Source organism: Microbacterium sp. LjRoot205, assembly GCF_056175745.1.
The window spans coordinates 235,247-260,685 of the sequence record NZ_JBGFFH010000004.1; the positions used below are offsets into that span (position 1 = coordinate 235,247).

Here is a 25,439-nt window from a genome sequence, read left to right on the forward strand (position 1 = left end):
TGTCACGCCTGAGGATGCGGATCAGGCGCCGGTCACGACGAGTCCGGTCTCCTAGGCGAGGATGACGAGCTGCGCCCTGTCGCGTGCTCCCGCCTTCGACATGATCCGGTTCACGTGGGTCTTCGCGGTGTGCGGCGAGATCGTGAGCCCCGCGGCGATGTCGTCATTGGCGAGGCCTTCGGCGACGAGCACGAGCACCTCGCGCTCGCGCGGAGTCAGGAGAGCGAGGGCGGTGGTCCATCGTGCGGCGGGGTCTGATCCGCCGCGTCGGATGGAGCGCTCGATCAGTGCACGCGTGGCCATCGACGACAGCAGGGCTTCCCCGTCGTGGACGGTGCGCACAGCCCGGACGATCTCGTCGGGTTCCGCGCCTTTGCCGATGAAGCCGCTCGCCCCCGCGCGAAGTGCGGCGACGACGTTCTCGTCCTCTTCGAACGTCGTCAGGATCAGCACTCGCGGCTGAGCCGCCGAGTCGTTCTGGACGGCTGAGTCGTTCTGAGCGCAGATGAGAGCGGTGGCGGCGATTCCGTCGAGCTCCGGCATCCTGATGTCCATCAGCACGACGTCCGGTGCGGCCGTCTTCGCCAGACGCACGGCGTCGTGTCCGTTCGATGCCTCCCCCGCGACCACGAGGCCACCGTCGATGAGGATGTCCCGCACCGCATGTCGCACGAGAGGCTGGTCGTCGACCACGAGCACCGAGACGGTCATGGCGTATCGACGCCCTCGACCGGGATCCACGCCTCCAGCGAGAAGACACCTCGATCGCTGCCGAAGTGTGCCGCTCCACGCACCGCTGCGAGCCGCTCCTGGATGCCACGGAGTCCGTTGCCGGGGGCCGGCGACGCAGGTGCGACGTTTCTGGTCGGGTTCACAATCGTCAGGTGCAGGGCCGCGCTCTCGATGCGCAGCGCCACGGTGGCTGTGCCTCCGAGGCCGTGCTTGTGGGCGTTCGTGAGTGCCTCCTGCAGCACGAGATACGCCGCGTGGTCACTCGCGGGCGACAGCACGAACCCGTCGTCCTGGCGCCGCAGATCGACTCGGAGCCCACCTCGTCGATAACCGTCGATCAGGGTGTCCAGCTGGGCCAGCCCGCTCTGCGGCCGGCGGTCTTCGGGGTCGTCGAGAGCATCGGAGCGAAGCAGCGACATGAGGCCGCCGATGTCGCTGAGCACCGTGCGAGATGCACTGCGCACCGTGGTGAGAGCCTCCCTGGCGCGCTCCGGCCTGCTGTCGAGCGCCGACGAGGCGACACCGGCGTTCAGGCTGATCACCGCGATCTGATGCGCTACGACATCGTGGAGGTCTCGGGCGATGCGCACCCGCTCCTCAGCGACGCGTCTGCGCGCCTCGTCATCGCGGTTCCGCTCGGCGCGCTCCGCGCGCTCGATCATCGCGGCGGCGAATTCCCGCCGAGATCTGGCCGCGTCTCCGAGTGCACCGCCGAGGACGACGAGCAGGACGAACTGCAGCGCGGTCGAGTCGAGAAGATCCCCCGCAAGGGCCCAGCCGTTCGAGAGGAAGACCACCGCGGCTGAGACTGCGACCGCGATCAGTCCGATGCCGCGTCCGCGTCGATCGATGGCGGAGTAGCAGCCGATCGCTGCGGCGAGCAGCGCGCTCGGTGAGATGGTGCCTGCGGCCGCAGACGCGACGGCGCACAGCAGACTGATCGCCAGCACCACGAGCGGCCAACGACGACGGAAGGGCATGACCGCAGCGGCGACGAGCGCCGGCACGAAGAGGAGTCCTCGCGCGCGGAAGGTGTCGTCGGGGAACGGCAGCAGCGCGAAGATCACGATCAGTGCGACGACGACGACATCGTTCAGTCGAATCCCGACACGGGGTTCACGGGTCGACGGCATGCATCCAGTATTTCGCGTCTCCGCGACGCTCGGATCCTCCCGCCGGATGACATCCGCATACCGCGAACGCGGTATGCGGATGTCTGTCGAGGGCTGACGCGCGGGCGTCTCGCGTTCGTCAGGCTGGAGAGCAGGCGCGCGCTCCTCCCGATCTCCGCGTGCGCCGGGAAGGCCACCGTGCGCAGATCCATCAAGAGAACCCTCCTCGTCCTGACCGCGATCGGCGGCGTTCTCGCGGTCGGTCTCACGACCACGACGATCGTGAATGCGGTAGCCACAGCCACCGAGCGCGACCGTATCGAACCCTACGGTCAGACGGTGGTGGTCGACGGTCGCGAGATGAACGTCCTCGTCGCAGGAGAGGGCGCGACCGACATCGTGCTTCTCCCGGGCTTCGGCACGGCCTCGCCTGTGCTCGACTTCGCGCCGCTGGTATCCGATCTGGCGCAAGATCACCGGGTGATCGTCGTCGAACCGTTCGGCTATGGTCTGAGCGACGGCACCGACACCGAGCGGACGACCGAGAACATCGTCGGCGAGATCCACGAGGCACTCCGGGTGCTGCAGGTCGACGAGTACGTGCTCATGGGGCACTCGATCGCCGGGATCTATGCGATCGAGTACGCCGAGCGATACCCGGATGAGGTGACGGCCTTCGTCGGCATCGACACGAGCGTGCCGGGGCAGCCGAACATGGACACGGAGTTCCCCGTCGGACTGTTGGGCGCGGCGAAGAGTCTGGGCCTGGTCCGAGTCATCACGAGCCTGACGGGCGATGACCTGGGCGGCCTCGACTACGACGACGCGCGCGAGCAGATGGCGCTCCTCAGCAATCGGAACTCGCTCTCCCCGACCTATCTCGATGAGATGACGCACATCAGGACCAACTTCGCGGATGCCGCGGGCACCGGCTTTCCCGACCGACTCCCGCTCCTGCTGTTCGTGGTCGCCGACAACGCGGTCACTCCGAACTGGCTCGACCTGCACGAGCGCCAGGCCGCGGCCGTGGACGACGGAACCGTCATCCCCGTCGACGGCGAGCACTATCTGCATCACACGCACGCACCCGAGATCGCCGACGGGTTTCGCGAATGGGAGGGCGCCCGAATGCTCGGTTCCGGATGACCGGGCGTGGCGGCGCTCCGACGAACCGTATGCCCTCCGGAGCCGTCGGGGTAGCGTGAGCAGATGATCAGAGCACTGGCGCGTTGGATCCTCGCACTCGCACTCGGGGCGATCGGCATCGTCCATTTCGTGAGCACCCGTGGCTTCCGGGTCGTCGTGCCGGACTGGGCCACGAAGGCCACGCGCCTCGACAAGGACGCGATCGTGATCGCCTCGGGAGCCGCTGAGGTCGCTCTCGCCGTCGGGCTGCTCGCCCTCCCGAAGGAGAGACGCCGCATGGGCTTCGCGACTGCCGCGTTCTTCGTCGCCGTCTTCCCCGGGAACGTGCACCAGTGGCGAACCCGACGGTCGACGCCGGGTCTCGACACCGAGGCTCGTCGTTTCGGACGCCTCTTCCTCCAGCCGCTCCTGGTGCTGTGGGCTGTGTGGTCGACCGCCGAGCCCGCTCCCGCGCGCAGGCGACCGGCGCGCCGTAGCCGCTGAGGTCCCAGGCGCGCAACCCCGCCCACCGGTTCGGACGCTCGGGTGAGAATGGTGCCATGGTCTCTCCCTCACTCGTCTGGCTCCGCGACGACCTTCGGCTCGCCGACAATCCGGCACTGAGGGCAGCGATCGATCGCGACGAACCCCTGGTCATGCTGTACGTCCTCGACGAGGAGTCCCCCGGCATACGACCGCTGGGCGGTGCTGCTCGCTGGTGGCTGCACCATTCCCTCGCGTCGCTGAGCGAACGGGTGCAGGACCTCGGCGCATCGCTCATCCTCCGGCGTGGTCCGGCCGAGCGCGTCGTGCGCGAGACGGTCACCGACACCGGAGCCACAGCCGTGTTCTGGAACCGGCGCTACGGCGGTGCCGAACGTGACATCGACACGACCCTGAAGACGTCATTGCGCGACGACGGACTCGAGGTGACGTCCTTCCAGGCATCGCTGCTGCACGAGCCGTGGACGGTGAAGACCGGCAGCGGCACCCACTTCTCGGTGTTCACCCCTTTCTGGCGCGCCTGCCTCGCGCTTCCCACGCCCCGAGCGCCGTTCCCCGCACCGCGAAGCCTCGACGGGGTCGCCAGCGCGCCGGCCTCAGACGACCTCGACGACTGGAACCTGCTGCCCACCCGCCCTGACTGGGCCGGCGGACTGCGCGAGACCTGGGAGCCCGGCGAGCCCGCCGCGCGCGCCCGGCTGCGCTCCTTCCTGCACGAGGACATCGGGTCATATGACCGCGCCCGTGACGAGCCGTCGGCCGGTGCCACCTCTCTGCTTTCGCCTCGTCTCCGCTGGGGCGAGCTCAGCCCGTTCACCGTCTGGCAGGAGGCGGTCGACGCCGACGGCGCCGCAGGTTTTCTCTCGGAGCTCGGCTGGCGCGAGTTCGCCTGGCACACGACGTTCCACTCCCCCGACCTGGCGACCGTCAATCTGCGCCGTCAGTACGACGCGTTCCCGTGGCCGCCGCTCGATCCGGCGCAGCTCGAGGCGTGGCAGCATGGCGACACCGGCATCCCGCTGGTGGATGCGGGCATGCGGGAACTCTGGCACACCGGCTTCATGCACAATCGGGTGCGCATGGTCACGGCATCGTTCCTCGTGAAGAACCTGCTGATCGACTGGCGTCGCGGCGAGGAGTGGTTCTGGGACACGCTGGTCGATGCTGACGGCGCGARCAACCCGTTCAACTGGCAGTGGGTGGCAGGGTCCGGCGCTGACGCCGCACCGTACTTCCGTGTCTTCAACCCCGAACTGCAGGCGAAGAAGTTCGACCCGAACGGTCTCTACATCTCGCAGTGGGCATCGGATGCTCCGTCGGAGCCGATCGTCGATCTCGCTGCGACACGCAAGGCTGCGCTCGCCGCCTACGACGTGGTCAAGCGGTCGTCACAGCCGACCTGATCGCAGTGTGAGCGGGCAGTTGCCCCGCTCCCGTCGCGTGAACACGGGTCGAGCTACGAAGCGGGCTGGAGGACCCTGCTCCGACGCTCATCACCGCCGAGTGAACGATCTCCTCGTCGGCTCGTTCGGCGAAAGATCACCCCGGAGAAACAAAAAACCCCCGGAAAACCGGGGGTTTCTCTGTGCGCGATACTGGGATCGAACCAGTGACCTCTTCCGTGTCAGGGAAGCGCGCTACCGCTGCGCCAATCGCGCCCGTTCGGGCTATTCAGTTACTGAGGTGGCGACGGGATTCGAACCCGTGTAAACGGCTTTGCAGGCCGGTGCCTAGCCGCTCGGCCACGCCACCGTGTGGATTGACCCCACGTGCGGAAGGCCTTCCGAAGAAGGCCCCTGCACTTGAGCGGATGACGAGACTCGAACTCGCGACCCCAACCTTGGCAAGGTTGTGCGCTACCAACTGCGCTACATCCGCGTTGTTCCCGGTTGTTGTCCCGGGCACTTATGAAACATTAGCCGATGATCGGCGACTGTCAAAACTCAAACCGAATCTCGCGCGTGTCTCCCAGCATGGTCAACTTCGCCTCCGACCGTCGGGTAGTATCGGTTGACGTACCCCACAGGTATGGGCGATTGGCGCAGTTGGTAGCGCGCTTCCTTCACACGGAAGAGGTCATCGGTTCGAGTCCGGTATCGCCCACCACAACCCCGCACACTCAGGTGTCGCGGGGTTTTTTCGCACCCATGAGCGGATCGTCGCCCGGCACAGGATGACCACTCTGCTCGACGACTTCCTCTCGGGCGACCGCAGCCGCGGGATGCCGGCGGTGTGGGAGACCATCCACTCCCGGGATCTCGACCCGCTCGTCGCAGCGCTTCCAAGACTCCGGCTCGCTGCGGCGCAGCTAGGCGAGGTTCGACGTCGGTGGCTGCCGGTAGCGTGCCGACCGTGTCGGCCATCCAGCTACCCAGCCCCTGCTCGCTGTGCGGCCACGCGGAGGCAGTGCGCGAGGCAGCGGCGCTGATGTGCGCCTGGTGCGGATGGCGATACGGGGACTCGCCGGATCCCGGTCTGCCCAGGCCCGTGATCGAGGTGGTCTACTACATCCGCTATGACCGCCGAGTCAAGATCGGAACCAGCCGTCGCCCTCGGCAACGCCTCGCCAGCATCCGGCACGAAGAGCTCCTGGCCTTCGAGCGTGGCGGTCGGGAAGTCGAACAGGCGAGACATCGGGAGTTCGCGGAAGCCCGCGAGGGGGGCGAGTGGTTCACGCTCACCCCGATCCTGTCGGCGCACATTGCGGGGCTGCGCACTGAGGGCGAACCCTGGCAGCAGTACGCACGCTGGGTGAGCTCGGCGTTGCAGAACTGAAGCCCCGCACGGGGCCGACGTTCCGTGCGGGGCTTCAGAGTGCAGATGGATCAGGCGCGTGCTGTGGCCTTGACGCTCGCAGGCTGGGGCTGTGAGAACAGGACGACCAGGATCACGGCGACACCGACGACCACGTGCGGGAGCCACACGTTGGGCGCCTCGGTCGAGAAGCCGAAGATCCAGGGCGAGAGCGCCAGGAACAGGCTCGCGACGATGTCGAAGACGAGGTGGACGGGCATCGGGATGAAGCCGAAGGGGCCCCATTCGTACTTCGTGAACAGGCTGTAGACGATGAGGCCGACGCCGAGCACGATCGGGATGATCACGGCGGGACCGCCGACGTTTGCGAAGCCGAACAGCCACGGAGCAGCGATCAGCGCCACTCCGACGACGTAGTCGAGGATGCCATGGACCTTGGTGGGGATGAAACGCATGATGCCTCCTGTGATGTCGTCGCGTGCTGCGACTCACAGATGGTTCGCAGCGCTTCGCCGAACGGATTGCAGGAGTCCCGCTCGTACCCTGAACGGATGACGTCATTGCCGCCTGCCTCTCCTGGGATCGGAATCCTCCGTGTGCTCGTGGGCGGAGTGGTGGTCGAGATCCTGGTGTTCACGTATGTGATCGGAATTCCCCGTCAGGGAGCGAGTCTGGTCGACTACTTCGGCTACTTCACGAATCTGACGAGTCTGCTGACCGCTGGTGTCCTGATAGCGACGGGGCTGCTGACGATTCGCCGTCGCTCGATACCTGTACCGCTCACCAGCGCTCGTGCCGTGGCCGTTGCGTGCATGATCGTCGTGGGCGTCGTGTACAACGTGCTGGTACCGGGAACCGGAAGCGCGCCGGCCTGGGTGAGCCTCGCACTCCACACCCTGTTCCCCGTGCTGCTGGTATTCGACTGGGTGCTCATCGGCGATCGTGCTCCGATGCCGTGGCGACGCCTCTGGCTCGTGCTCCCGTACCCGGTCGCATGGCTGGGCGTCGTCTTGCTCAGGGGCATCACGGACGGCTGGGTGCCATACGGATTCCTGCTGCCCGAGCGGGGCGGCATGTCTCTGACACTGCACGTCGCGGGACTCGTGGCGGCTCTCGTCGCATCCGGCTCGCTGGTGTGGACGCTCAGCAGAGTGCGCAGCTTCGGGACCCCGAGACGCTCGAAAGAGTCAGATGCTCACGCGCTCGCCCAGCCGTACCGACGTGCCAGCGCCGATGCCACCCGACCGTAACGAGAACGGTCGAGCACGGCCGCCTCGCGGCGCAGACCGCTCTCGTGCACGCTGTAGAGCTGCTCGATATCGACCCACGACTCGCGTCCTTGCGAGTCCCAGTCTCCGGAACCGATCGACAGATAGTCGCGGTCGCCGTCGTGGGCCTTGCTCGTCATTCGCACCGCGTAGACCCGATCCGCCGATTCGCGCCCGATCACGAGCACCGGACGGTCCTTGCCCCTGCCGTCGTTCTCCTCGTACGGCACCCAGGTCCAGATGATCTCTCCCGCGTCCGGTGCGCCGTCGCGGTCGGGCGCGTAGCCGATGCGGAACTGCTCGATCCGGTCGGGGTCGACGCGCACCGTCTCCTTTCCCCGCGGCGCGCTTCTCGTGGCGGATGCTGCGGAGCGCACCTCCTCGGAGGTCCGTACACGCGAGACCGGGCGTCCCGGACGAGTGTTCGTCCGAGACGCCCGGTCAGATCCCAGTGCTGTGAAGAGGATCTCCGCGAGTCTTGCCAGGATGCCGTTCGAGTTGCTCACACGGTCACCCTAACGGGAGTTCAGGCGTCGGCCAGTGCGTATCCCTCCTCGCCGTGCACGACCTGGTCGACACCGGCGATCTCGTCTTCGCTGGTGACGCGGAAGCCGATCGTCTTCTCGATCGCGAAGCCGATGATGAAGGCGACGACGAAGGAGTAGACCAGCACACCGAGAGCTGCGATCGCCTGGACGGCGAGCTGGCGTGCGTCGCCACCGACGAAGAGACCGGTTCCGGAGGCGAAGAAGCCGAGGTAGAGCGTTCCGATCAGGCCACCGACGAGGTGGATGCCGACGACGTCGAGCGAGTCATCGAAACCGAGGCGGAACTTCATCTCCACCGCGAGTGCGCACACGATGCCGGCGACGGCACCGAGCAGCAGCGACCACCCGGGGGTCAGGTTGGCGCAGGCGGGGGTGATGGCGACCAGACCGGCGACGGCACCCGACGCTGCACCCACCGACGTGGGCTTTCCGTCCTTGATCTTCTCGATCAGGATCCAGCCGAGGATCGCGGCCGCCGTAGCGCCGAGGGTGTTCAGACCGATGAGTCCGACGCCGCCCATGTCCTCTGCGAGCCACTCGGCACCGGCGTTGAAGCCGAACCAGCCGAACCACAGCAGAGCAGCACCGAGGAGGGTCAGCGGAACGTTGTGCGGCTTGAGGATGCCCTTCTGGAAGCCGATGCGCTTGCCGAGGACGATTGCGAGCGCGAGCGCGGCAGCACCCGCGTTGATGTGCACAGCGGTACCGCCGGCGTAGTCGATCACTCCGATGCCGCTGTCCTCACCGAAGAGCGTGGTGCCGAGGTTCATGATCCAACCGCCGCCCCAGACCCATGCGGCGACGGGGAAGTATCCGACCGTGGCGAAGACGCCGGCGAAGATCAGCCAGCTGCCGAACTTCGCACGGTCGGCGATGGCACCCGAGATGAGTGCGACGGTGATGATCGCGAAGGTCGCACCGTATGCGACTCCGAGAAGTGCGACGTTCGACCCCTCACCGGCCGCGAGGCTGGAGAGGCCGATGTCGGCGAAGGGGTTGCCTGCGAAGGCGGTGGGGCTGTCGACGGCGCTCATCGAGAACCCGAAGAGGATCCACAGAACGGCGACGAGGCCGATCGAGCCGAAGCTCATCATCATCATGCTGACGACGCTCTTGGCCTTGACGAGACCGCCGTAGAAGAAGGCGACGCCGGGCGTCATGAGCAGTACGAGGGCGGTCGCGGTGATCGCCCAGGAGATGTTGCCTGGAGCATCCATAGTCAAACCTCACATTCGGGAAACTGAGAGCTTCAGTGTGAGGCCGCCCGATTTCCGGAATGCGTGAGGTTTGTTGCGGCGGCGTTACAGAGACGCCGCGTGTGTGAACATCGCGTTACGCGACACTGCGATCCGCGTGTGTAAGTGCATTGAGTCTGGAGATAGCACGCAGGTATTTCTTGCGGTATCCGCCGCTCAGCATCTCCTCCGCGAACACCTGATCGAGGCTCACACCGGTGGCGACGATCGGGATCTGCGCGTCGTACACACGGTCGACGAACGCGACGAAGCGCAGAGCCTCGGACTGGTCCGTCAGAACTCGCACGTCCTTCAGGCCCACGAGGTCGAGTCCTGCGATGATCCGGAGGTAGCGCGAGGGGTGCACGCGAGCCAGGTGACGGATCACATCGGCGAACGAGTCGTCTGATGCGATGCCCCGGCCGGCCCCATCCTCGATCGCGCGGTCGTACGCATCGTCATCGCTGACGACGGCGTGCCCGTCGAGAGCGCGCTGGCGGAAGTCCACGCCGTCGATGCGGATCGTCTGGAAGCTGTCCGACATCGCGTGGATCTCACGCAGGAAGTCCTGCGCGGCGAAGCGTCCCTCTCCCAGCGCGTTCGGCGGCGTGTTCGAGGTTGCGGCGAGCTTGGTGCCGGTCGGCACGAGTTCGCCGATCAGGCGCGTCATCACCATGGTGTCGCCCGGGTCGTCGAGCTCGAACTCGTCGATGCACAGCAGATCGGCGCCCTTGAGCAGGTCGACGGTGTTCTTGTATCCCAGCGCGCCGACCAGAGCCGTGTACTCGATGAACGAGCCGAAGTACTTCCTGCGCGCGGGCATCGCGTGATAGATCGAGGCCAGCAGGTGGGTCTTTCCGACGCCGAAGCCGCCGTCGAGATAGACGCCCGGCTTCGTCTCGGGCTCCTTCTTGGCTCGGCCGAAGAATCCACCGCGCTTCACAGGAGCGCCTCGTCCGGCGAAGCGGATCAGTGTCTCCTTCGCCTCTTCCTGAGACGGGTACGCCTCGTCGGCGCGATAGCTCTCGAACGTGGCGCCGTCGAACTGCGGCGGCGGCACGAGGCTGGCCAGCATCTCGGGACCGGTGACGGTCGGCTGTCGATCTGTCAGGTGCACGATGCCCGTGCGGGTGGGCGTGTCGGTCATCACGGTCCTGTATCGGGGCGCACCTGTGTCGAAGTCTTACGAATCCGGTGCAGGGCGCGCGGCGTGGATCTATCGTCGAAGTATCGGCTCCACATTACGCCGTCACCCCTGCATCATCGCCGCTCACCGTCTGAGGAGATCCCTGTGGCCATCGAGTTCGACACCACTTCGTCCAAGTTCGCCGAGTATGCCGAGCCCGGCCGGCTCGTGACCACCGAGTGGCTGGCCGAGCGCCTCGGCACGCCCGGCCTGGTCGTCGTCGAATCCGACGAGGATGTGCTCCTCTACGAGACCGGTCACATCCCGGGCGCCGTGAAGGTCGACTGGCACACCGAGCTCAACGACCCGGTCGTCCGCGACTACGTCGATGGCGAGGGGTTCGCGAAGCTGCTCAGCAGCAAGGGCATCTCCCGCGACGACACGGTCGTGATATACGGCGACAAGAACAACTGGTGGGCCGCCTACGCACTCTGGGTCTTCTCGCTCTTCGGCCACGAGGACGTGCGACTGCTCGACGGCGGTCGCGATCGCTGGATCGCGGAGGGTCGAGAGATCACCCGCGACGCACCGCAGATCACACCGACGGAGTACCCCGTCGTCGAGCGCGATGACTCTGTGATCCGCGCCTACAAGGAAGACGTTCTCGCACACATCGGCAGCCCCCTGATCGACGTCCGCTCCCCCGAGGAGTACAGCGGTGAGCGCACCACCGCACCGGCGTACCCCGACGAGGGCGCTCTGCGCGCAGGCCACATCCCGACTGCTCAGAGCGTGCCGTGGGCCAAGGCGGTCGCAGAGGACRGCGGCTTCAAGTCGCGTGCCGAACTCGATGCGATCTACCGCGACGGCGCCGGGCTTGCGGACGGCGACGACGTCGTCGCGTACTGCCGCATCGGTGAGCGCTCCAGCCACACCTGGTTCGTGCTCAGGCACCTGCTCGGCTTCGAGAACGTCCGCAACTACGACGGCTCGTGGACCGAGTGGGGCAGCGCGGTGCGCGTCCCGATCGTCACCGGATCGGAGCCCGGATCCCTCTGACCGTGGGAGGATGGCGGGGATGAGCAAGAGCGAACTTCCTGACACCCTCGCCGAGATCCGCGACGGATTCCTCGAGACCCCCGAAGCGGATCGTCTGCTGCTCCTGCTGGAGTACTCGGACGAGCTGCCCGAGGTCTCCGAGGAGGTCGCGAACCACCCGGAGATGTGCGAGCGCGTCGCGGAGTGCCAATCCCCCGTCTACATCTACGTCGAGGTGAATGACGGCGTGGTCACGATGCACGCGACGGCTCCGCCCGAGGCACCGACCACGCGCGGGTTCGCGAGCATCCTCGTGCAGGGCATCACCGGCCTCACTGCTGACGAGGTCCTGGCGATCCCCGACGACTACCCGCAGTCGATCGGGCTCACCAGAGCCGTGTCGCCCCTGCGCATCGGCGGCATGACGGGAATGCTCATGCGCGCGAAGAAGCAGGTCAGGCAGAAGCGCTGAAGCCCTGAGCGGCGAGCCATCCGGTGATGGCGTCGCTCCACCCGGTCTGGTCGTAGTTCCAGATCTTGGTGTGCCGAGCGCCCGAGAATGCCGGCATGGTGACGAGATCCGGGCGGGCCTGCTGCAGCGCGTGCGACGCGTCGGCCGGCACGAATCCGTCGTCATCGCTGTGCAGGATGAGAATGGGCACTTTCAGCTCATCCGCGCGCGCCACTATGTCAAGGCTGTCGAACGAGATCGCGTTCTCAGCGCCGCTGAGCCGCGCGGTCAGCGGAACGGACAGCGCGCTCATAGCCAGATCCGGCAGCGGCGCGCGCATTCCCGCCGCTCGCGCCTGGAAGCGCAGCACGCTGCGCCAGTCGATCACGGGCGACTCGAGGATCAGTCCGGCGATGCGGTCGCGGTTGCCCGAGTTCAGTGCGGTCTGCAGAGCGACCGCACCCCCCATCGACCATCCCATCAGGATCACGCGCTCAGCGCCGTGGCGCAGCGCGTACGAGACAGCGGCGTCCACATCGCGCCACTCGGCGGCCCCCAGCGCGTAGGAGCCGCTTCGGCTGCGTGGAGCCTCGCCGTCGTTCCGGTACGACACGACGAGGTTCGGGAAGCCCGCCGCGTGCAGCACGGGGACTGCGCGAAGGCACTCGGCACGGGTGACTCCGCGGCCGTGCACCTGGACCACCCACGTCGACGATTCGCCGGGGAAGAGCCACGCGGGGCACGGACCCGCCGGTGACCCGATGAGCACGTTCTGCCATGGCAGGTGCAGCTCGCTGGGCGTCGAGTAGTACCAGCCGCTGAATCCCGCACTCCTGTCGACGCGGGCGCCGGGCTCGATCTGCGTGAGCAGCTTGCGCCGCACGGTCGTCGCGTCGGCGCTGAGCACCGCACCGAGCTTGACGTACCCGTACGTGCCCGAGGTGAAGAGACCGTAACGCCCCGGCAGCTCGGTGTCTCGTGTTCGAGTGAGCTCGATCGTCTGCGCGCCGGTGTCGACCGCGAGGATCTCGACGTCGGCCGGTCGTTTCTTCGGAATAACGACCCGGCGGGCCACGCTGAAGACGAGCAGGGCCAGTGCCGTCCCGAGAGCGAGCAGTGCAGGGACAAGGAGCGCAACGGCGTGCCTGAGACTCTTCATCGCTTCCTGACTCTAGCCTGTTGCCGTGACCGCTCACCCCGATGCCGGGACGATCTTCGACGCCGCCGTGGCCGAACTGCGCGATATCGCCTTCCGCGCAGACATCACCATCCGCGAGATACCCACACCACAGGGCCTGGCTCCGCACGCCCTCGCGCTCGCCGCAGACGTCCGCCCGGACGACAGCGGGGAGTCCGCCTACGGCACCGGACGCTTCGTGCTGCTGCATGATCCCGACAACCCGGCAGCATGGGACGGCGACTGGCGAATCGTGATCTTCGCCCAGGCTCCGCTGGAGACGGAGATCGGCACCGATCCCCTGCTCGCCGATGTCACCTGGTCGTGGCTCGTCGACGCGCTCGACTCCAGGGGCGCCGGCTATCACTCCGAGTCCGGCACGTCGACCAAGACCCTCTCGAAGGGCTTCGGTGGCCTCGCCGTCGAAGGAGACGGCGCACAGATAGAGTTGAGGGCGTCCTGGACACCCGAGGGCCCCTTCGCACCCCATGTCGAGGCCTGGGTCGAACTGGTCGGGATGCTGGCGGGTCTTCCGCCGGGTTCCGAGGGCATCGCCGTTATCGGCGCGCGAAAGGCAGCACGTGACTGAATACTCCGTGATCTCCGACGTCTCGGAGTTCCGTGCAGCGTGCGCTGCACTGGCCGCAGGCACAGGCCCTGTCGCCGTCGACGTCGAGAGGGCATCCGGATTCCGCTATTCCCAGCGGGCGTATCTCGTGCAGGTCTTCCGCCGAGACGCGGGGGTCTTCCTCTTCGACCCCCCGGCGCTCGGCGACTTCAGCCCGCTGCAGGAGGCGATCGGCGATGTGCTCTGGGTCTTCCATGCAGCCAGCCAGGATCTCCCTTCGCTTCGCGAACTCGATCTGCTGCCGCAGGAGATCTTCGACACCGAGCTCGCATCGCGTCTGCTGGGTCACGAACGAGTCGGTCTCGCTGCCGTCGTGGAGAACACGCTCGGCATCACCCTCAAGAAGGAGCACTCTGCGGCGGACTGGTCGACCAGACCGCTCCCCCCTGCCTGGCTCGAGTATGCGGCGCTCGATGTGCTGTACCTGATCGACGTCTATGAGGCGCTGAAGGCGGAGCTCGAAGAGCAGGGCAAGACCGCGTATGCCGCCGAGGAGTTCGCCGCCACGCTCACCCGACTCCCGAAGCCTCCGCGCGAAGACCCCTGGCGTCGCCTGAGCGGGCTCCACCAGGTGCGCGGTGCGCGCAACCTGGCCGTCGCGCGCTCGCTGTGGCAGGCTCGCGAGGCCTTCGCGCAGGATCAGGATGTCTCTCCGGGACGTCTGGTGCCGGATCGCTCACTGATCGCTGCGGTGCTCGCGAACCCGCAGAGCAAGCAGGCGCTGGCAGGCATCAAGGACTTCCAAGGTCGAGCGAGCCGTACGCAACTCGATCGCTGGTGGCAGGCGATGGTCGATGGACGCACCACGGAGGAGCTGCCCCGTGAGCGGGTTCCGAGCGACACGCTGCCGCCACCTCGGGCATGGTCGGACCGCAATCCGGAGGCCGATGCGCGCCTCAAGGCCGCGCGCCCCGTCGTCGAGGCCACGGCTGAGGAGCTCGGAATGCCGACGGAGAACCTGCTCACCCCCGATCACCTCCGCCGGGTGGCCTGGGACGTGCCGGGAACGACGCCGGAAGCCATCGGCGACGCGCTCGCGGAGCTCGGTGCCCGCCCCTGGCAGATTGCACAGACTGCACAGAAGATCGCCGACGCCTTTGTAGAAGCCGCGCAAACACCCGACGAGCCCCCGTCGGACGCTTCGTAGGTTCGATCCAACCGATTCCTCCCCGTTTCCGGCCCTCCATAGACTGAGGCCACCGCACAAACTTGGAGGCAGAGTGGCCGAAATATCGGACGTCTTCTTCGTCGATGGAGTGCGCACCCCCTTCGGGCGCGCCGGCGAAAAAGGCATGTACTGGAACACCCGCGCTGATGACCTCGCTGTCAAGGCGACCATCGGCCTCATGGAGCGGAACGCAGCCGTCCCGGCCGACCGCATCGACGATGTCGCCATCGCCGCGACCAGTCAGACCGGAGACCAGGGTCTGACCCTCGGCCGTTCCGTGGCGATTCTCGCGGGGCTTCCGCAGACTGTGCCAGGACTTGCCGTCGAGCGCATGTGCGCCGGCGCGATGACCAGCGTCACGACCATGGGCGCGTCGATCGGCGTCGGCATGTACGACTTCGCTCTCGCCGGCGGTGTCGAGCACATGGGCCACCACCCGATCGGCGGCAACGCCGACCCCAACCCGCGTTTCGTCGCCGAGCGCATGGTCGACCCCGGTGCCCTGAACATGGGCGTCACGGCCGAGCGTATCTTCGACCGCTTCCCGCACCTGACGAAGGAGCGCTCCGACCGGTTCGGCATGCTCAGCCAGCACAAGGTGCAGGCGGCCTACGACGCCGGAAAGATCCAGCCCGATCTTGTGTCGGTCGCGACCAAGGGCGCCGACGGCGCCTGGGGTCTCGCCACCGAGGACGAGGGTCGTCGTCCGCAGACCACGATGGACGACCTCGCCGCCCTGAAGACGCCCTTCCGCCCGCACGGTCGGGTGACGGCGGGAACCTCGTCGCCGCTCACCGACGGCGCGACGATGTCGCTGCTCGCCGGCGGTGGAGCCGTGAAGGAGTTCGGCCTGGCGCCGAAGATGCGCATGGTCTCGTTCGCCTTCGCCGGCGTTCAGCCCGAGATCATGGGAATCGGACCGATCCCCTCGACGGAGAAGGCCCTGAAGAAGGCCGGACTGACGATCGCCGACATCGGCCTGTTCGAGCTCAATGAGGCCTTCGCGATTCAGGTCATCTCGCTGCTCGATCACTTCGGCATCGCCGATGACGACCCCCGTGTCAACCAGTGGGGCGGCGCCATCGCACTCGGTCACCCCCTCGCGGCATCCGGTGTGCGTCTGATGATCCAGCTCGCGGCGCAGTTCGCCGAGCGCCCCGACGTGCGTTACGGCCTGACGGCCATGTGCGTCGGTCTCGGGCAGGGCGGCTCCGTCATCTGGGAGAACCCGCACTACGACGGCAAGAAGAGGAAGTAAGCCCGATGGCCAACTCGATTTCCGAGCAGTACGCGAATGTCGACTTCTCCCCCATCCAGGCTCTCACCGACGGCGAGGTGATCACGCACTCCCCCGTGCGTGACATCCGCCTCGCGTCGGGCAAGGTCCTCGCGCTGATCACCCTCGACAACGGACGCGACCACAACCGCCCGAACACTCTGGGACCCGCCACGCTCACCGCCCTCGGCGAGACCCTCGACGGGCTCGCCGCCCGCGCCGCTGCCGGAGAGATCCAGGCGGTCGGCATCACCGGCAAGCAGTACATCCTCGCCGCCGGCGCCGACCTCTCCGACATCAGCAAGGTCGGCTCGCGTGACAACGCCCGCCTGATCGCGCAGCTCGGTCACAAGGTGTTGGGCAAGCTCGGCGAGCTCGGAGTGCCGTCGTTCGCGTTCGTGAACGGCCTCGCGCTCGGCGGCGGTCTGGAGATCGCGCTGAACTCCAGCTACCGCACGGTCGACGCCTCCGCAGCGGCGATCGCGCTCCCCGAGGTCTTCCTCGGGATCATCCCCGGGTGGGGTGGGGCGTATCTTCTGCCCAACCTGATCGGAATCGAGAACGCTCTCGAGGTCGTCATCTCGAACCCGCTCAAGCAGAACCGGATGCTGAAGCCGCAGCAGGCCTTCGATCTCGGCATCGTCGATGCGATCTTCCCCGCGGCCAACTACCTCGAGAACTCTCTCGCCTGGGCGGATGCGGTCCTCGGGGGCAAGAAGGTCGAGCGCAAGAACGAGCCGGGCAAGATCGAACGACTCACCAAGTGGCCGATCGCGATCAAGATGGCCCGAGGCATGCTCGAGTCGAAGATCGGCACGGTTCCGAAGTCTCCGTATGCCGCACTCGACCTGCTCGACAAGGCGAAGAGCGGAACGAAGGCCGAGGGCTTCGCCCGAGAAGACGAGGCCCTCGCCGATCTCGTGACGGGTGACCAGTTCGCCGCCTCGATGTATGCCTTCGATCTGGTGCAGAAGCGCGCGAAGCGCCCGGTCGGCGCTCCCGACAAGGCCCTGGCCAAGAAGGTGAGCAAGGTCGGCATCATCGGCGCCGGCCTGATGGCCAGCCAGTTCGCGCTGCTGTTCGTGCGCAAGCTGCAGGTGCCCGTGCTGATCACCGACCTCGACCAGGCGCGCGTCGACAAGGGAGTCGCCTACATCCACGAGGAGATCGGCAAGCTCGAGGCGAAGGGTCGCCTCGACGCGGACTCCGCCAACAAGCTCCGGGCGCTCGTGACCGGCACCACCGACAAGAGTCTCTACGCCGACTGCGACTTCGTCATCGAGGCCGTCTTCGAAGAGGTCGGCGTCAAGCAGCAGGTGTTCGGCGAGATCGAGAAGGTCATCGCCGAAGACGCCATCCTCGCGACGAACACCTCGTCGCTGTCTGTGGAAGAGATCGGCGCGAAGCTCGCTCACCCCGAGCGCCTCGTCGGGTTCCACTTCTTCAACCCGGTCGCGGTGATGCCGCTGATCGAGATCGTGAAGACACCGGGCACCTCCGAGGCCGCGCTGTCGACGGCATTCGTCGTCGCCAAGAACCTGGGCAAGAACGCGGTGCTCACCGCCGACGCCCCGGGCTTCGTGGTGAACCGTCTGCTGGCGAAGGTCATGGGCGAAGCAGCTCGCGCGGTCTACGAGGGCACCCCGATCACGGACGTCGAGAAGGCCTTCGCGCCGCTCGGCCTTCCGATGGGTCCGTTCCAGCTGATCGACCTGGTCGGATGGAAGGTCGCCGCTCATGTGCAGGACACGATGGCGCACGCGTTCCCCGACCGCTTCTATGCGAACGAGAACTTCCATGCGCTCGCAGAGCTCGATGCGGTCGTCGAGAAGGACAAGGGCGGTCGCGTCACCGGCTGGACGAAGCAGGCAGAGAAGCTGCTGAGGCCCGCCGTCGGCAAGACGCCGGCGTCGGCAGAGACGATTCTGCAGCGCGTGCAGGACGGCCTTGCGAGCGAGATCAAGCTGATGCTCGACGAGGGCGTCGTGCCCGAGGTCGAGGACATCGATCTGTGCCTCATCCTCGGAGCCGGCTGGCCGTTCATCGACGGCGGCGCATCGCCGTACCTCGACCGTGAGGGCGCCTCGCAGCGGGCGTTCGGCGGCGAGTTCCACACGCCGCAGATCCGCGGCATCGAGAACCGCTGATCTGAACATCGGAGGGGGCCGCCATCAGGCGGCCCCCTCCGTCGTGTCTACAGCGGCGGGCGCTGATCGGCCTCGCCGCGGCGGGGCCAGTGCGACAGAGCGCGCTCGGCGAGCGCGGTGATCGTCAGCGACGGGTTCACCCCGGGGTTCGCCGGGACGGCGGCGCCATCCACGACGTGCAACCCCGGGTGACCCCATACCCGATGGTAGAGATCGACCACGCCGGTCTCGGGGGTGGACGAGATCACGGCGCCTCCGAGGAAGTGAGCAGTCAGCGGGATGCCGAAGACCTCGGGCCACGAGCCTCGGGCCGCAGCCGGAACGCCGCCTTCCTCCTCGACCCGCGCTGCGATCGCCGCGGCCGCGCGGTGCGCCTGCGGCAGATGACTGGGGTTCGGTTCGCCGTGTCCCTGTGCACTGGTCATGACCAGCCGCCCGAACCGTCGCCGGAGTGACAGCGAGAGGGAGTTGTCGACCGTCTGCATCACGAGCGCGATGATGCCGCGTTCACTCCAGCGTCGAAGTGAGCCCAGACGCAGCTGACGGATCGGCGCACGCACGAACTGACCGATCAGACTCGCCAGTCGTCGTCCGAGACCGCGATCACCGGGCACCATGATCGACGCGAGCGCCCCCATGAGGTTCGATCCCGGCCCGTACCGCACATTCTCGACGTGCGTACTCGCATCGATGTGGAACGAGGTCGTGATCGCGACGCCGCGCGCGAGCTCGAGGGAGGCCGGGACAGCAACGGCGACGGCGCCGTCGAGAGCCTCCGAGTTGGTCCTGGTGAGGCGGCCGACCGCGTCCGACACCCGTGGGAGGGCTCCGGCGCGTTTCATCCGATGCAGCAGCTGCTGCGTGCCCCAGGTCCCCGCTGCCAGCACCACCTGGCGTGCACGGACGGTGCGGCGCTCGCTCCGGAACCATGCCCCGCTTCGCTCCGTCGTCACCGAGAAGCCACCGCCGGGGAGTTCGCGCACCTCGGTGACGGTGCGCAACGCCTCGATGACGACACCGCGCTTCTCTGCGAGGGCGAGATAGTTCTTCATCAGTGTGTTCTTGGCGCCGACGCGGCATCCGACCATGCAGTTGCCGCAGAGCGTGCAGCCTGTGCGGTCCGGACCCTCCCCTCCGAAGAAGGGGTCCGCTGTGCGCTCGCCGGGCTTGGCGAACCAGACCCCGACAGGTGCGTTGCGGAACGTGCCACCCACTCCGAGGTCGTCGGCTGCGCCCGCCATGATGCGCTCGACGGGGCCCGTGTGCGGATAGCGTTCCACCACTCCGAGCATCCGCTTCGCTGTCACATAGTGCGGCGCGAGGTCGGTCTCCCAATCCGCGAGAGCACTCCATTGCGGGTCATCGAAGAACGCGCCGCCGGGCTGATACAGCGTGTTGGCGTAGTTGAGGGAGCCCCCGCCCACCCCTGCTCCCGCGAGGATCATCACATGAGGCAGACGATGGATGCGTTGGATGCCGAAGCATCCGAGCTTCGGCGCCCACAGATAGCGGCGGACGTTCCAGTTGGTCTTCGGGAAGTCCTCGTCCTCGAAGCGACGACCCGCCTCGTACACGCGCACGCGATAGCCCTTCTCCACCAGCCGCAATGCGGCCACCGAGCCGCCGAACCCCGAGCCGATGACGACGACCTCGTCGTCGAAGGCCCCGCTGTCCTGCGCATCGCGCGAGGTATCGTTCATCGTTGCTCCTGCGCAGTCGTGGGCACCAGGATCGTCAGAGCCGACCGGCGGATTCCGATGGTGCACTCGCTGTCGGCGATGCGCTCTCCGTCGGCGTAGACGACGAGCCCCGGGGCGCTCACCGTCACGGAACGAGCCTGGCGATGGGTCACCTCGGGTCTGGTCAGATGCGCTCCGCGCAACAGCAGCGGGAACAGGTGCAGCAGCCGAAGCCGAGTCAGCGGCGCGACCTGCACGATGTCGAGCAGCCCGTCGTCGGCGGCGGCGCCGACGCACAACGGCATGCCCCCGCCGTAGCTCTCGGTGTTGCCCACCGCGACGAGCGTGCCGGGCGCGTGGATGGGCGCGGCGCCGTCGACGGAGACCGTGAACTCCATCGGCCGGAGGCGCACGAGCTCCACGATCAGGGCGAGGTAGTAGCGCAGCACACCGTGCGGCCAGCGCAGCCGGTTGGTGCGATCACTGACCTTCGCATCGAACCCGAGCGCGGCGATCGTCAGGAATGGATCGACGCGCCCCGCCGCGCGTATCTCACCGATGTCGATCGCTCGGGGAACGCCGGTCAGCACGAGCTCCGCCGCGGCGACCGGGTCGCGGCGGGGCAGACCCAGAGCTCGAGCGAGGTCGTTGCCGGTGCCGGCCGGCACCAGGACGACCGGCACCCCGGCTGCGCACACCGCGTCGAGGATGGCGGAGAGCGTGCCGTCTCCTCCGACGACGACGAGCACGCGAGGACTCTCACGGAGCGCCTGTGCCACCAGGATCCGGCTGGACGCGGCCGACTCTCCCGTGTAGACGCGCACGTCCAGACCTCGGGCGCGGAGGTGGGCGAGCGCGGCTTCGGCCTGATGCGCTCCGCGCCCCTTGCCGGCGAACGGGTTCGACAGCACGGCGATGTGCTCAGCCATGTCAGGCCGACCGATCCGACATGATGACCGCCCCCGGGTTGAGTATCCACGTCGGGTCGAGCTCGCGCTTGATGGCCGCGAGGATCCGCACGCCCGTCTCGCCGATCTCCTTCTCGAGCCATGGGGCATGATCGCGACCGACGGCGTGGTGATGGCTGATCGTGCCACCCGCCGCGATGATCGAGTCGTTCACCCGTCGCTTGATCTCCGCCCACGCCTCCAGGGGGTCGGACCGAAGGTTCGCGAGCACCGTGAAGTACAGGGAGGCTCCGGTCGGATAGACGTGTGAGACGTGGCACATCACATAGGACTTGGCTCCGGCCGCCGCGAAGCCGCCGCGAAGAGCGGCCGTGATCTCCGCTCGGAGGTGGTGCAGGTTCGACCACGTGGTCGCCGTCTCCAGCGTCTCGCAGAACACCCCCGCGTCCAGCAGCGAATCTCGCAGATAGGGGCCGTCGAATCGGCCGTCGAGCCATCCCTCCGCGCCGCCCGCTCCGGATGACACGCCACCTGCCGCCGTCAGGATCTCGGAGGCCCGCGCCCGACGCTCGGCGATGCCGTCCCCCTCGTACACGGTGACGATGCTCGCGCCCTTCGCGAGCGCCTTCCCGATCCGGCCCACCTGGGCGAGGCTGACGGCGGTCTCGGCCTCATCTGAGAGACGAATGACCGTGGGGCCGCCACCGTTCTGGGCCACCTGTCGCAGCCCGTCGACACCATGCGAGAAGTCCGCGAAGCTCCACGACTCGAGGACGCGTTCTCGTGGCACAGGGTGGACTCGAACACGAACCTCGGTGATCACCCCGAAGATGCCCTCCGACCCCAGGAAGACTCGGATGAGATCGGGACCGGCTGCGGAGCCCGGTGATCGACCGAGATCGATGTCCCCGGTCGGGGTCGCGACTCTGAGGCCGGTGACCATGGAGTCGAATCGCCCATGCCCTGCCGAGTTCTGCCCCGACGAGCGCGCAGCCGCGAACCCGCCGATCGTGGCGTAGCGAAAGCTCTGCGGATAGTGGCCGAGTTCGAAGCCCTGAGCAGCGAGCAGCGCCTCAGCCTCCGGACCGGCGGTCCCTGCGGCGAGACAGGCCTCGCCGCTCACCTCATCGAGACGGATGAGGCCCGAGAGCCGCCGCAGGTCCAGACTGATGACCGCGCGGTGCGCGCCTCGATCGGGGTCGAGAGCGCCGACCACGCTCGTTCCGCCCCCGAACGGAATCACGGCGATCCCCAGGTCGGCGCACACGCGGAGCAGCGCCGCGACCTCATCGTGGCTTCCTGGCAGCACGACGGCATCCGGAGACGCCTGTTCCCGCTGCCGCCGTCTGAGCAGATCCGGTGTCGAGCGGCCCCCTGCATGGCGGATCCGCGACTCATCCGCCGTGTCGATGTGCTCTGCCCCGACCACCGCCCTCAGCGCCTCAAGATCGCCGTCGAGCAGTGCGGACGGCTCGACCCGCACCTCGGCGAGGTTCACCGCCGTCACGGGCTTCTGCGGGCGTCCGAGCAGCAAGGGCAGAAGCATGCGCACGGCACGCGGCAGATCTGATGCCCGAGCGGGATCGCCCCAGCCGTTCCAGCGCATCTCCGACCGCACGGCGACCCTGCCGTTCTCTCCGCTCATGCGTTACAGTGTGACAGATCATGGAAGAACGTCAAGTACTGGCCGACGTCGGCACCTCAGCGCCCGAATGGGATGCCACGCAATCGCGCATCCTCGACGCCGCAGATGAGCTGATCGTTCGCCGAGGAGTGCACGGCCTGACGATCGCAGAGCTCGCTCGCCGTGCCGGTCACAGTCGGCCCACCGTCTATCGCAGTTGGAGCGATGCCGACGATGTCGTCCGCGCAGCGCTGCTGCGCAGAGTCGCAGTGATCCTCGACCGGTTCCCGGCTCATGCAGCCACCCGAAGCGAGCTGGTCGACGACGTCCTGCGCTTCACCGCGCTCTTCCGGGCAGACGCCGTGTACGGGCGGCTTCTCGCTGAAGAGCCCGAAGCATTCACCCGATACACGCTGCAGCGGGTGGGATCGAGCCAGCGACTGATCCTGGGCTGGCTGGCCACGGCCATCGGATCGGCGCAGCGGGGCGGATCAGTCCGCTGGGGTGATCCGAATGAGATCGCCGTCATGCTGCTGCTCATCGCCCAGTCTGCGGTGCTCTCCCACGGAACGGTCTCAGAGCTCCTCTCCGAGGACTCGTGGGAGCGCGAGTTGCGCGCCGCACTCGACGGGCTGCTCCGGCCATGACCTCTCACTCCCCCGACCTCAACGTCGCGCGTCGGGCCGCAGAACTCCGCCGGACGGGCGACGAGACGGTCGATGTCCTCGTGATCGGCGGGGGCATCACAGGTGTCGGCGTCGCGCTCGATGCCGCAGCACGGGGTCTGAGCGTCACTCTTCTCGAGGCCGAGGACCTCGCGTTCGGCACCAGCCGTTTCAGCTCGAAACTCGTGCATGGCGGACTTCGCTATCTCGCCACCGGCGATGTCGCCACCGCCAAGGAGAGCGCTGTCGAGCGACACCTCCTGATGACGCGGATCGCACCGCACCTCATCCGTCCGCTCGGCCAGCTCCTGCCCTTCACGACCGGGGTGACCGCGCGCCAGCGTGCGGCCGGGACTGTCGGGATGGYGATGGGAGACCTGCTGCGCATACGAGCCCGCACGCCGAGCCGGTTCCTGCCGCCGCCGCGCCTCGTCTCGGCTCGAACGGCTCAGCGCCTCGTCCCTTCGCTCTCCCGAGCGGGCTTGCGAGGAGGGATGCTCTCGTACGACGGTCAGCTCGTCGACGATGCGCGCCTGGTCGTCACGGTCGCCAGAACTGCGGCCAGTCACGGCGCTCGCATCCTCACACGGGTGCGGGCGCTCGAGCTGCGCCGCGACGGCGCCATCGCGCAGGACGTGCTGACGGACGAGCGCCTGGATATCCGGGCGCGAGCGGTCGTCAACGCCACCGGTGTCTGGGCCGGGAGTCTCGATGAGTCGATCACGGTGCGGCCCAGTCGCGGGACGCATATCGTGCTCGATGCCGCCGATCTCGGCGACCCGTCGGCCGCGCTGACGATTCCCCACGAGGGTTCGATCAGCCGCTACGTGTTCGCGCTGCCGCAGCAGCACGGAAGCGTGATCGTCGGACTCACCGACGAGGACGCGCCGGGGCCGGTGCCGCGCGTTCCTGTGGCGACCGAGGGCGACATCGCGTTCCTGCTCACGAACCTCAACCGAGTGCTGTCCGTGCCGATCACTCGGGACCAGGTACGCGGATCATTCGCCGGGCTGCGCCCACTCGTCGACACCGGCGCGACCTCGACGGCGGATATCTCCCGTCGTCATCTCGTCGCGGTCTCGGAGAAGGGCTTCGTCAACGTGCTCGGCGGCAAGCTGACCACCTACCGACGGATGGCCGAGGACGCGGTCGACCTGGCCGTGGAGACGGCAGGACTCGGAGCGGGCCCGAGCAGCACGGCGACGCTGCGGCTCACCGACACCGTCGTCGCCGTTCCCGCCGGCGACAGCGTGGGCCGCGGACCTGTGTCGCGCGCCACCATCGAGTTCGCCGTCCGCGCCGAGGGCGCGATGACCGCAGATGATGTGCTCGACCGGCGCACGCGCGTCGGCCTCGTGGACGCGGACCGCGAGCGGCAGCGTACAGCCGTCGAATCCGCCGTCGCCGAAATACTCGCCACTCTCTCCTGACAGGGCCGCACCACCGCGACCGACCCGCCCCCTATCCGCCTCGCGGCAGGCCGGGTAACGAGCGCGGAACAGCGCATGAACACCTTCGCATGCGCCTCGAAGATGGCGATCCGCCCGCGCTCGAGGGGGCACAGTGGTGGCATGGACATGCTCCTCTCGATGCTGGGCGGCAAGGGAATGTCGGGCCTCTTCAAGACCGGCACTGCGATCCTCACGATCCTGCTGGTCGTGCCGGCGCTGTTGAAGATCTTCATCGTCACGGTCGATGAGGGGTGGGCTGCGATCCGCACGCGGAACGGCAAGCCGATCATCCGCAACCGACCGCAGCGTCGACCGTCATCCCGAGGCGGAGCGGTCGGAGAGGTCGTCGTGCTCGACCCGGGATCCCACGGCGCATTCCCACTCTTCTACTGGTACCGCCTCATCGACGTGCGGTGCCGTGCCACCGATCTGCCCGCGCGCGAGATGACCGGGGCGAACGGACATCAGCACCGCGTGCATGCCTCGTTCGAGTGGCGTCCGATCCCGACCGGGCGAGATCTCCGGGTCTTCGAACTCGATGTCGTCAACGTCAAGGAACGCGCCTCGAACATCGTCGGTGCGGCGCTGCGAGACGTCATCCGAGGACTCGACGGCGCCGAGCTGCCGCACAACGACGAGATCAACACCCGCGTGATCGCTGCCAGCGCCGAAGAGGTGCGCCGGGCGTGCGGAGTCGAGCTCGTGCGCGTCATGGTCACCGGCGATGCCCTGACCGACGGCTACCTGCTCTCGACCGCTCTCCGCGACTCCGATCGCGGGGCCCAGGCGGTCGCCGCCCTCCACGCATTGAACTGATCGTCGG

Annotated in this window: 24 protein-coding genes and 4 tRNA genes; 15 read left to right on the top strand and 13 right to left on the bottom strand. The window is 67.5% G+C overall.

Features of this window, described 5'->3' with window-relative positions; genetic code table 11:
• Positions 1–51: 51 nt before the first annotated feature.
• Together AC04ME_RS11205 and AC04ME_RS11210 are read right to left on the bottom strand one after the other, a co-directional pair.
• Entirely contained in the window at positions 52–711 is a 660-nt protein-coding gene (locus AC04ME_RS11205) for a response regulator transcription factor (protein ID WP_475434988.1), read from the bottom strand.
• Complete coding sequence (locus AC04ME_RS11210) at positions 708–1,865, bottom strand: sensor histidine kinase (protein WP_475434990.1); 1,158 nt, start codon at positions 1,863–1,865, stop codon at positions 708–710. The genes AC04ME_RS11205 and AC04ME_RS11210 overlap by 4 nt, the downstream gene beginning before the upstream one ends.
• 177 nt (positions 1,866–2,042) lie before the next feature.
• Here AC04ME_RS11210 and AC04ME_RS11215 point away from each other — a divergent pair, with 177 nt between their 5' ends.
• From AC04ME_RS11215 to AC04ME_RS11225, 3 genes are all read left to right on the top strand, one after another.
• The gene (locus AC04ME_RS11215) at positions 2,043–2,990 is read left to right on the top strand and encodes an alpha/beta hydrolase (RefSeq protein ID WP_475434992.1); all 948 of its coding nucleotides are present in this window, start codon (positions 2,043–2,045) and stop codon (positions 2,988–2,990) included.
• 63 nt (positions 2,991–3,053) lie between these two features.
• Entirely contained in the window at positions 3,054–3,473 is a 420-nt protein-coding gene (locus tag AC04ME_RS11220; protein WP_052492931.1) for a DoxX family protein, read from the top strand.
• A gap of 56 nt (positions 3,474–3,529) precedes the next feature.
• Positions 3,530–4,876: a cryptochrome/photolyase family protein gene (locus AC04ME_RS11225; protein ID WP_475434995.1), complete on the top strand. Its 1,347-nt coding sequence runs from the start codon at positions 3,530–3,532 to the stop codon at positions 4,874–4,876.
• A 183-nt stretch (positions 4,877–5,059) separates the two neighbouring features.
• On the opposite strand, the gene AC04ME_RS11230 is transcribed toward AC04ME_RS11225, so the two are convergent.
• From AC04ME_RS11230 to AC04ME_RS11240, 3 genes are all read right to left on the bottom strand, one after another.
• Positions 5,060–5,131: transfer RNA gene (locus tag AC04ME_RS11230), tRNA-Val, on the bottom strand.
• A gap of 23 nt (positions 5,132–5,154) precedes the next feature.
• Positions 5,155–5,225, bottom strand: a tRNA-Cys gene (locus tag AC04ME_RS11235).
• A 53-nt stretch (positions 5,226–5,278) separates the two neighbouring features.
• Positions 5,279–5,351: transfer RNA gene (locus tag AC04ME_RS11240), tRNA-Gly, on the bottom strand.
• 152 nt (positions 5,352–5,503) lie between these two features.
• On the opposite strand from AC04ME_RS11240, the gene AC04ME_RS11245 reads away from it, so the two are divergent.
• Positions 5,504–5,579, top strand: a tRNA-Val gene (locus AC04ME_RS11245).
• Between the two features lie 222 nt (positions 5,580–5,801).
• Complete coding sequence (locus AC04ME_RS11250) at positions 5,802–6,248, top strand: GIY-YIG nuclease family protein (RefSeq protein WP_475434997.1); 447 nt, start codon at positions 5,802–5,804, stop codon at positions 6,246–6,248.
• 50 nt (positions 6,249–6,298) lie between these two features.
• Here the strand turns inward: AC04ME_RS11250 and AC04ME_RS11255 are convergent, their stop codons facing one another.
• A complete protein-coding gene (locus AC04ME_RS11255) occupies positions 6,299–6,682 on the bottom strand; it encodes an SPW repeat domain-containing protein (RefSeq protein WP_042540254.1) in 384 nt (127 codons plus the stop codon).
• A gap of 96 nt (positions 6,683–6,778) precedes the next feature.
• Here AC04ME_RS11255 and AC04ME_RS11260 point away from each other — a divergent pair, with 96 nt between their 5' ends.
• A complete protein-coding gene (locus tag AC04ME_RS11260) occupies positions 6,779–7,477 on the top strand; it encodes a Pr6Pr family membrane protein (RefSeq protein ID WP_197066001.1) in 699 nt (232 codons plus the stop codon).
• On the opposite strand, the gene AC04ME_RS11265 is transcribed toward AC04ME_RS11260, so the two are convergent.
• From AC04ME_RS11265 to zapE, 3 genes are all read right to left on the bottom strand, one after another.
• The gene (locus AC04ME_RS11265; RefSeq protein WP_475435000.1) at positions 7,423–8,001 is read right to left on the bottom strand and encodes a type II toxin-antitoxin system PemK/MazF family toxin; all 579 of its coding nucleotides are present in this window, start codon (positions 7,999–8,001) and stop codon (positions 7,423–7,425) included. The genes AC04ME_RS11260 and AC04ME_RS11265 overlap by 55 nt on opposite strands.
• Before the next feature lie 20 nt (positions 8,002–8,021).
• Positions 8,022–9,260 (bottom strand): ammonium transporter, encoded by a 1,239-nt coding sequence (locus AC04ME_RS11270; protein ID WP_042540252.1) that lies wholly within the window; start codon positions 9,258–9,260, stop codon positions 8,022–8,024.
• A gap of 115 nt (positions 9,261–9,375) precedes the next feature.
• Positions 9,376–10,425 carry a cell division protein ZapE gene (gene zapE, locus AC04ME_RS11275; protein ID WP_079112861.1) on the bottom strand — a complete coding sequence of 350 codons (1,050 nt, stop codon included), beginning with the start codon at positions 10,423–10,425 and terminating at the stop codon, positions 9,376–9,378.
• A 144-nt stretch (positions 10,426–10,569) separates the two neighbouring features.
• Between zapE and AC04ME_RS11280 the strand changes: the two genes are divergently transcribed.
• Entirely contained in the window at positions 10,570–11,463 is an 894-nt protein-coding gene (locus AC04ME_RS11280) for a sulfurtransferase (RefSeq protein ID WP_475435002.1), read from the top strand.
• Positions 11,464–11,482: 19 nt separating this feature from the next.
• Positions 11,483–11,914 (top strand): SufE family protein, encoded by a 432-nt coding sequence (locus AC04ME_RS11285; RefSeq protein WP_056377665.1) that lies wholly within the window; start codon positions 11,483–11,485, stop codon positions 11,912–11,914.
• On the opposite strand, the gene AC04ME_RS11290 is transcribed toward AC04ME_RS11285, so the two are convergent.
• Positions 11,898–13,052: an alpha/beta hydrolase family protein gene (locus AC04ME_RS11290; RefSeq protein WP_079112862.1), complete on the bottom strand. Its 1,155-nt coding sequence runs from the start codon at positions 13,050–13,052 to the stop codon at positions 11,898–11,900. The genes AC04ME_RS11285 and AC04ME_RS11290 overlap by 17 nt on opposite strands.
• Before the next feature lie 25 nt (positions 13,053–13,077).
• Here AC04ME_RS11290 and AC04ME_RS11295 point away from each other — a divergent pair, with 25 nt between their 5' ends.
• The 4 genes from AC04ME_RS11295 to AC04ME_RS11310 all read left to right on the top strand — a co-directional run bounded on the left by AC04ME_RS11295 (position 13,078) and on the right by AC04ME_RS11310 (position 18,289).
• A complete protein-coding gene (locus AC04ME_RS11295; protein ID WP_042540241.1) occupies positions 13,078–13,659 on the top strand; it encodes a DUF3000 domain-containing protein in 582 nt (193 codons plus the stop codon).
• Positions 13,652–14,845 carry a ribonuclease D gene (locus AC04ME_RS11300; RefSeq protein ID WP_311878829.1) on the top strand — a complete coding sequence of 398 codons (1,194 nt, stop codon included), beginning with the start codon at positions 13,652–13,654 and terminating at the stop codon, positions 14,843–14,845. Before AC04ME_RS11295 ends, AC04ME_RS11300 begins: the two co-directional genes overlap by 8 nt.
• A 73-nt stretch (positions 14,846–14,918) precedes the next feature.
• Positions 14,919–16,124: a thiolase family protein gene (locus AC04ME_RS11305; RefSeq protein ID WP_056377658.1), complete on the top strand. Its 1,206-nt coding sequence runs from the start codon at positions 14,919–14,921 to the stop codon at positions 16,122–16,124.
• A 5-nt stretch (positions 16,125–16,129) separates the two neighbouring features.
• Positions 16,130–18,289 carry a 3-hydroxyacyl-CoA dehydrogenase NAD-binding domain-containing protein gene (locus AC04ME_RS11310; RefSeq protein WP_475435006.1) on the top strand — a complete coding sequence of 720 codons (2,160 nt, stop codon included), beginning with the start codon at positions 16,130–16,132 and terminating at the stop codon, positions 18,287–18,289.
• Between the two features lie 47 nt (positions 18,290–18,336).
• On the opposite strand, the gene AC04ME_RS11315 is transcribed toward AC04ME_RS11310, so the two are convergent.
• From AC04ME_RS11315 to AC04ME_RS11325, 3 genes are read right to left on the bottom strand one after another with little or no spacing between them, the layout of a single operon-like run.
• Complete coding sequence (locus AC04ME_RS11315; RefSeq protein ID WP_475435008.1) at positions 18,337–19,989, bottom strand: GMC oxidoreductase; 1,653 nt, start codon at positions 19,987–19,989, stop codon at positions 18,337–18,339.
• On the bottom strand, positions 19,986–20,897 hold the full coding sequence (locus tag AC04ME_RS11320) for a YegS/Rv2252/BmrU family lipid kinase (protein ID WP_311878825.1): 912 nt from the start codon (positions 20,895–20,897) through the stop codon (positions 19,986–19,988). Before AC04ME_RS11320 ends, AC04ME_RS11315 begins: the two co-directional genes overlap by 4 nt.
• 1 nt (position 20,898) lies before the next feature.
• Positions 20,899–22,521: an FAD-binding oxidoreductase gene (locus AC04ME_RS11325; protein WP_231567506.1), complete on the bottom strand. Its 1,623-nt coding sequence runs from the start codon at positions 22,519–22,521 to the stop codon at positions 20,899–20,901.
• Between the two features lie 20 nt (positions 22,522–22,541).
• Here AC04ME_RS11325 and AC04ME_RS11330 point away from each other — a divergent pair, with 20 nt between their 5' ends.
• The 3 genes from AC04ME_RS11330 to AC04ME_RS11340 all read left to right on the top strand — a co-directional run bounded on the left by AC04ME_RS11330 (position 22,542) and on the right by AC04ME_RS11340 (position 25,432).
• Positions 22,542–23,147, top strand: a complete 606-nt coding sequence (locus AC04ME_RS11330) for a TetR/AcrR family transcriptional regulator (protein WP_042540229.1) — start codon at positions 22,542–22,544, stop codon at positions 23,145–23,147.
• Positions 23,144–24,595: a glycerol-3-phosphate dehydrogenase/oxidase gene (locus AC04ME_RS11335; protein ID WP_475435010.1), complete on the top strand. Its 1,452-nt coding sequence runs from the start codon at positions 23,144–23,146 to the stop codon at positions 24,593–24,595. Before AC04ME_RS11330 ends, AC04ME_RS11335 begins: the two co-directional genes overlap by 4 nt.
• 141 nt (positions 24,596–24,736) lie before the next feature.
• Positions 24,737–25,432, top strand: a complete 696-nt coding sequence (locus AC04ME_RS11340; RefSeq protein ID WP_042540289.1) for an SPFH domain-containing protein — start codon at positions 24,737–24,739, stop codon at positions 25,430–25,432.
• The last annotated feature ends 7 nt before the right edge of the window (positions 25,433–25,439 follow it).

What these genes read in the sequence shown, in the direction of transcription:
- AC04ME_RS11205 (WP_475434988.1), bottom strand. Translation starts at nt 711, where the DNA reads ATGACCGTCTCGGTGCTCGTGGTCGACGACCAGCCTCTCGTGCGACAT.
- AC04ME_RS11210 (WP_475434990.1), bottom strand. Translation starts at nt 1,865, where the DNA reads ATGCCGTCGACCCGTGAACCCCGTGTCGGGATTCGACTGAACGATGTC.
- AC04ME_RS11220 (WP_052492931.1), top strand. Translation starts at nt 3,054, where the DNA reads ATGATCAGAGCACTGGCGCGTTGGATCCTCGCACTCGCACTCGGGGCG.
- AC04ME_RS11255 (WP_042540254.1), bottom strand. Translation starts at nt 6,682, where the DNA reads ATGCGTTTCATCCCCACCAAGGTCCATGGCATCCTCGACTACGTCGTC.
- AC04ME_RS11260 (WP_197066001.1), top strand. Translation starts at nt 6,779, where the DNA reads ATGACGTCATTGCCGCCTGCCTCTCCTGGGATCGGAATCCTCCGTGTG.
- AC04ME_RS11270 (WP_042540252.1), bottom strand. Translation starts at nt 9,260, where the DNA reads ATGGATGCTCCAGGCAACATCTCCTGGGCGATCACCGCGACCGCCCTC.
- zapE (WP_079112861.1), bottom strand. Translation starts at nt 10,425, where the DNA reads ATGACCGACACGCCCACCCGCACGGGCATCGTGCACCTGACAGATCGA.
- AC04ME_RS11285 (WP_056377665.1), top strand. Translation starts at nt 11,483, where the DNA reads ATGAGCAAGAGCGAACTTCCTGACACCCTCGCCGAGATCCGCGACGGA.
- AC04ME_RS11290 (WP_079112862.1), bottom strand. Translation starts at nt 13,052, where the DNA reads ATGAAGAGTCTCAGGCACGCCGTTGCGCTCCTTGTCCCTGCACTGCTC.
- AC04ME_RS11310 (WP_475435006.1), top strand. Translation starts at nt 16,130, where the DNA reads ATGGCCAACTCGATTTCCGAGCAGTACGCGAATGTCGACTTCTCCCCC.
- AC04ME_RS11315 (WP_475435008.1), bottom strand. Translation starts at nt 19,989, where the DNA reads ATGAACGATACCTCGCGCGATGCGCAGGACAGCGGGGCCTTCGACGAC.
- AC04ME_RS11320 (WP_311878825.1), bottom strand. Translation starts at nt 20,897, where the DNA reads ATGGCTGAGCACATCGCCGTGCTGTCGAACCCGTTCGCCGGCAAGGGG.
- AC04ME_RS11325 (WP_231567506.1), bottom strand. Translation starts at nt 22,521, where the DNA reads ATGAGCGGAGAGAACGGCAGGGTCGCCGTGCGGTCGGAGATGCGCTGG.
- AC04ME_RS11330 (WP_042540229.1), top strand. Translation starts at nt 22,542, where the DNA reads ATGGAAGAACGTCAAGTACTGGCCGACGTCGGCACCTCAGCGCCCGAA.
- AC04ME_RS11340 (WP_042540289.1), top strand. Translation starts at nt 24,737, where the DNA reads ATGGACATGCTCCTCTCGATGCTGGGCGGCAAGGGAATGTCGGGCCTC.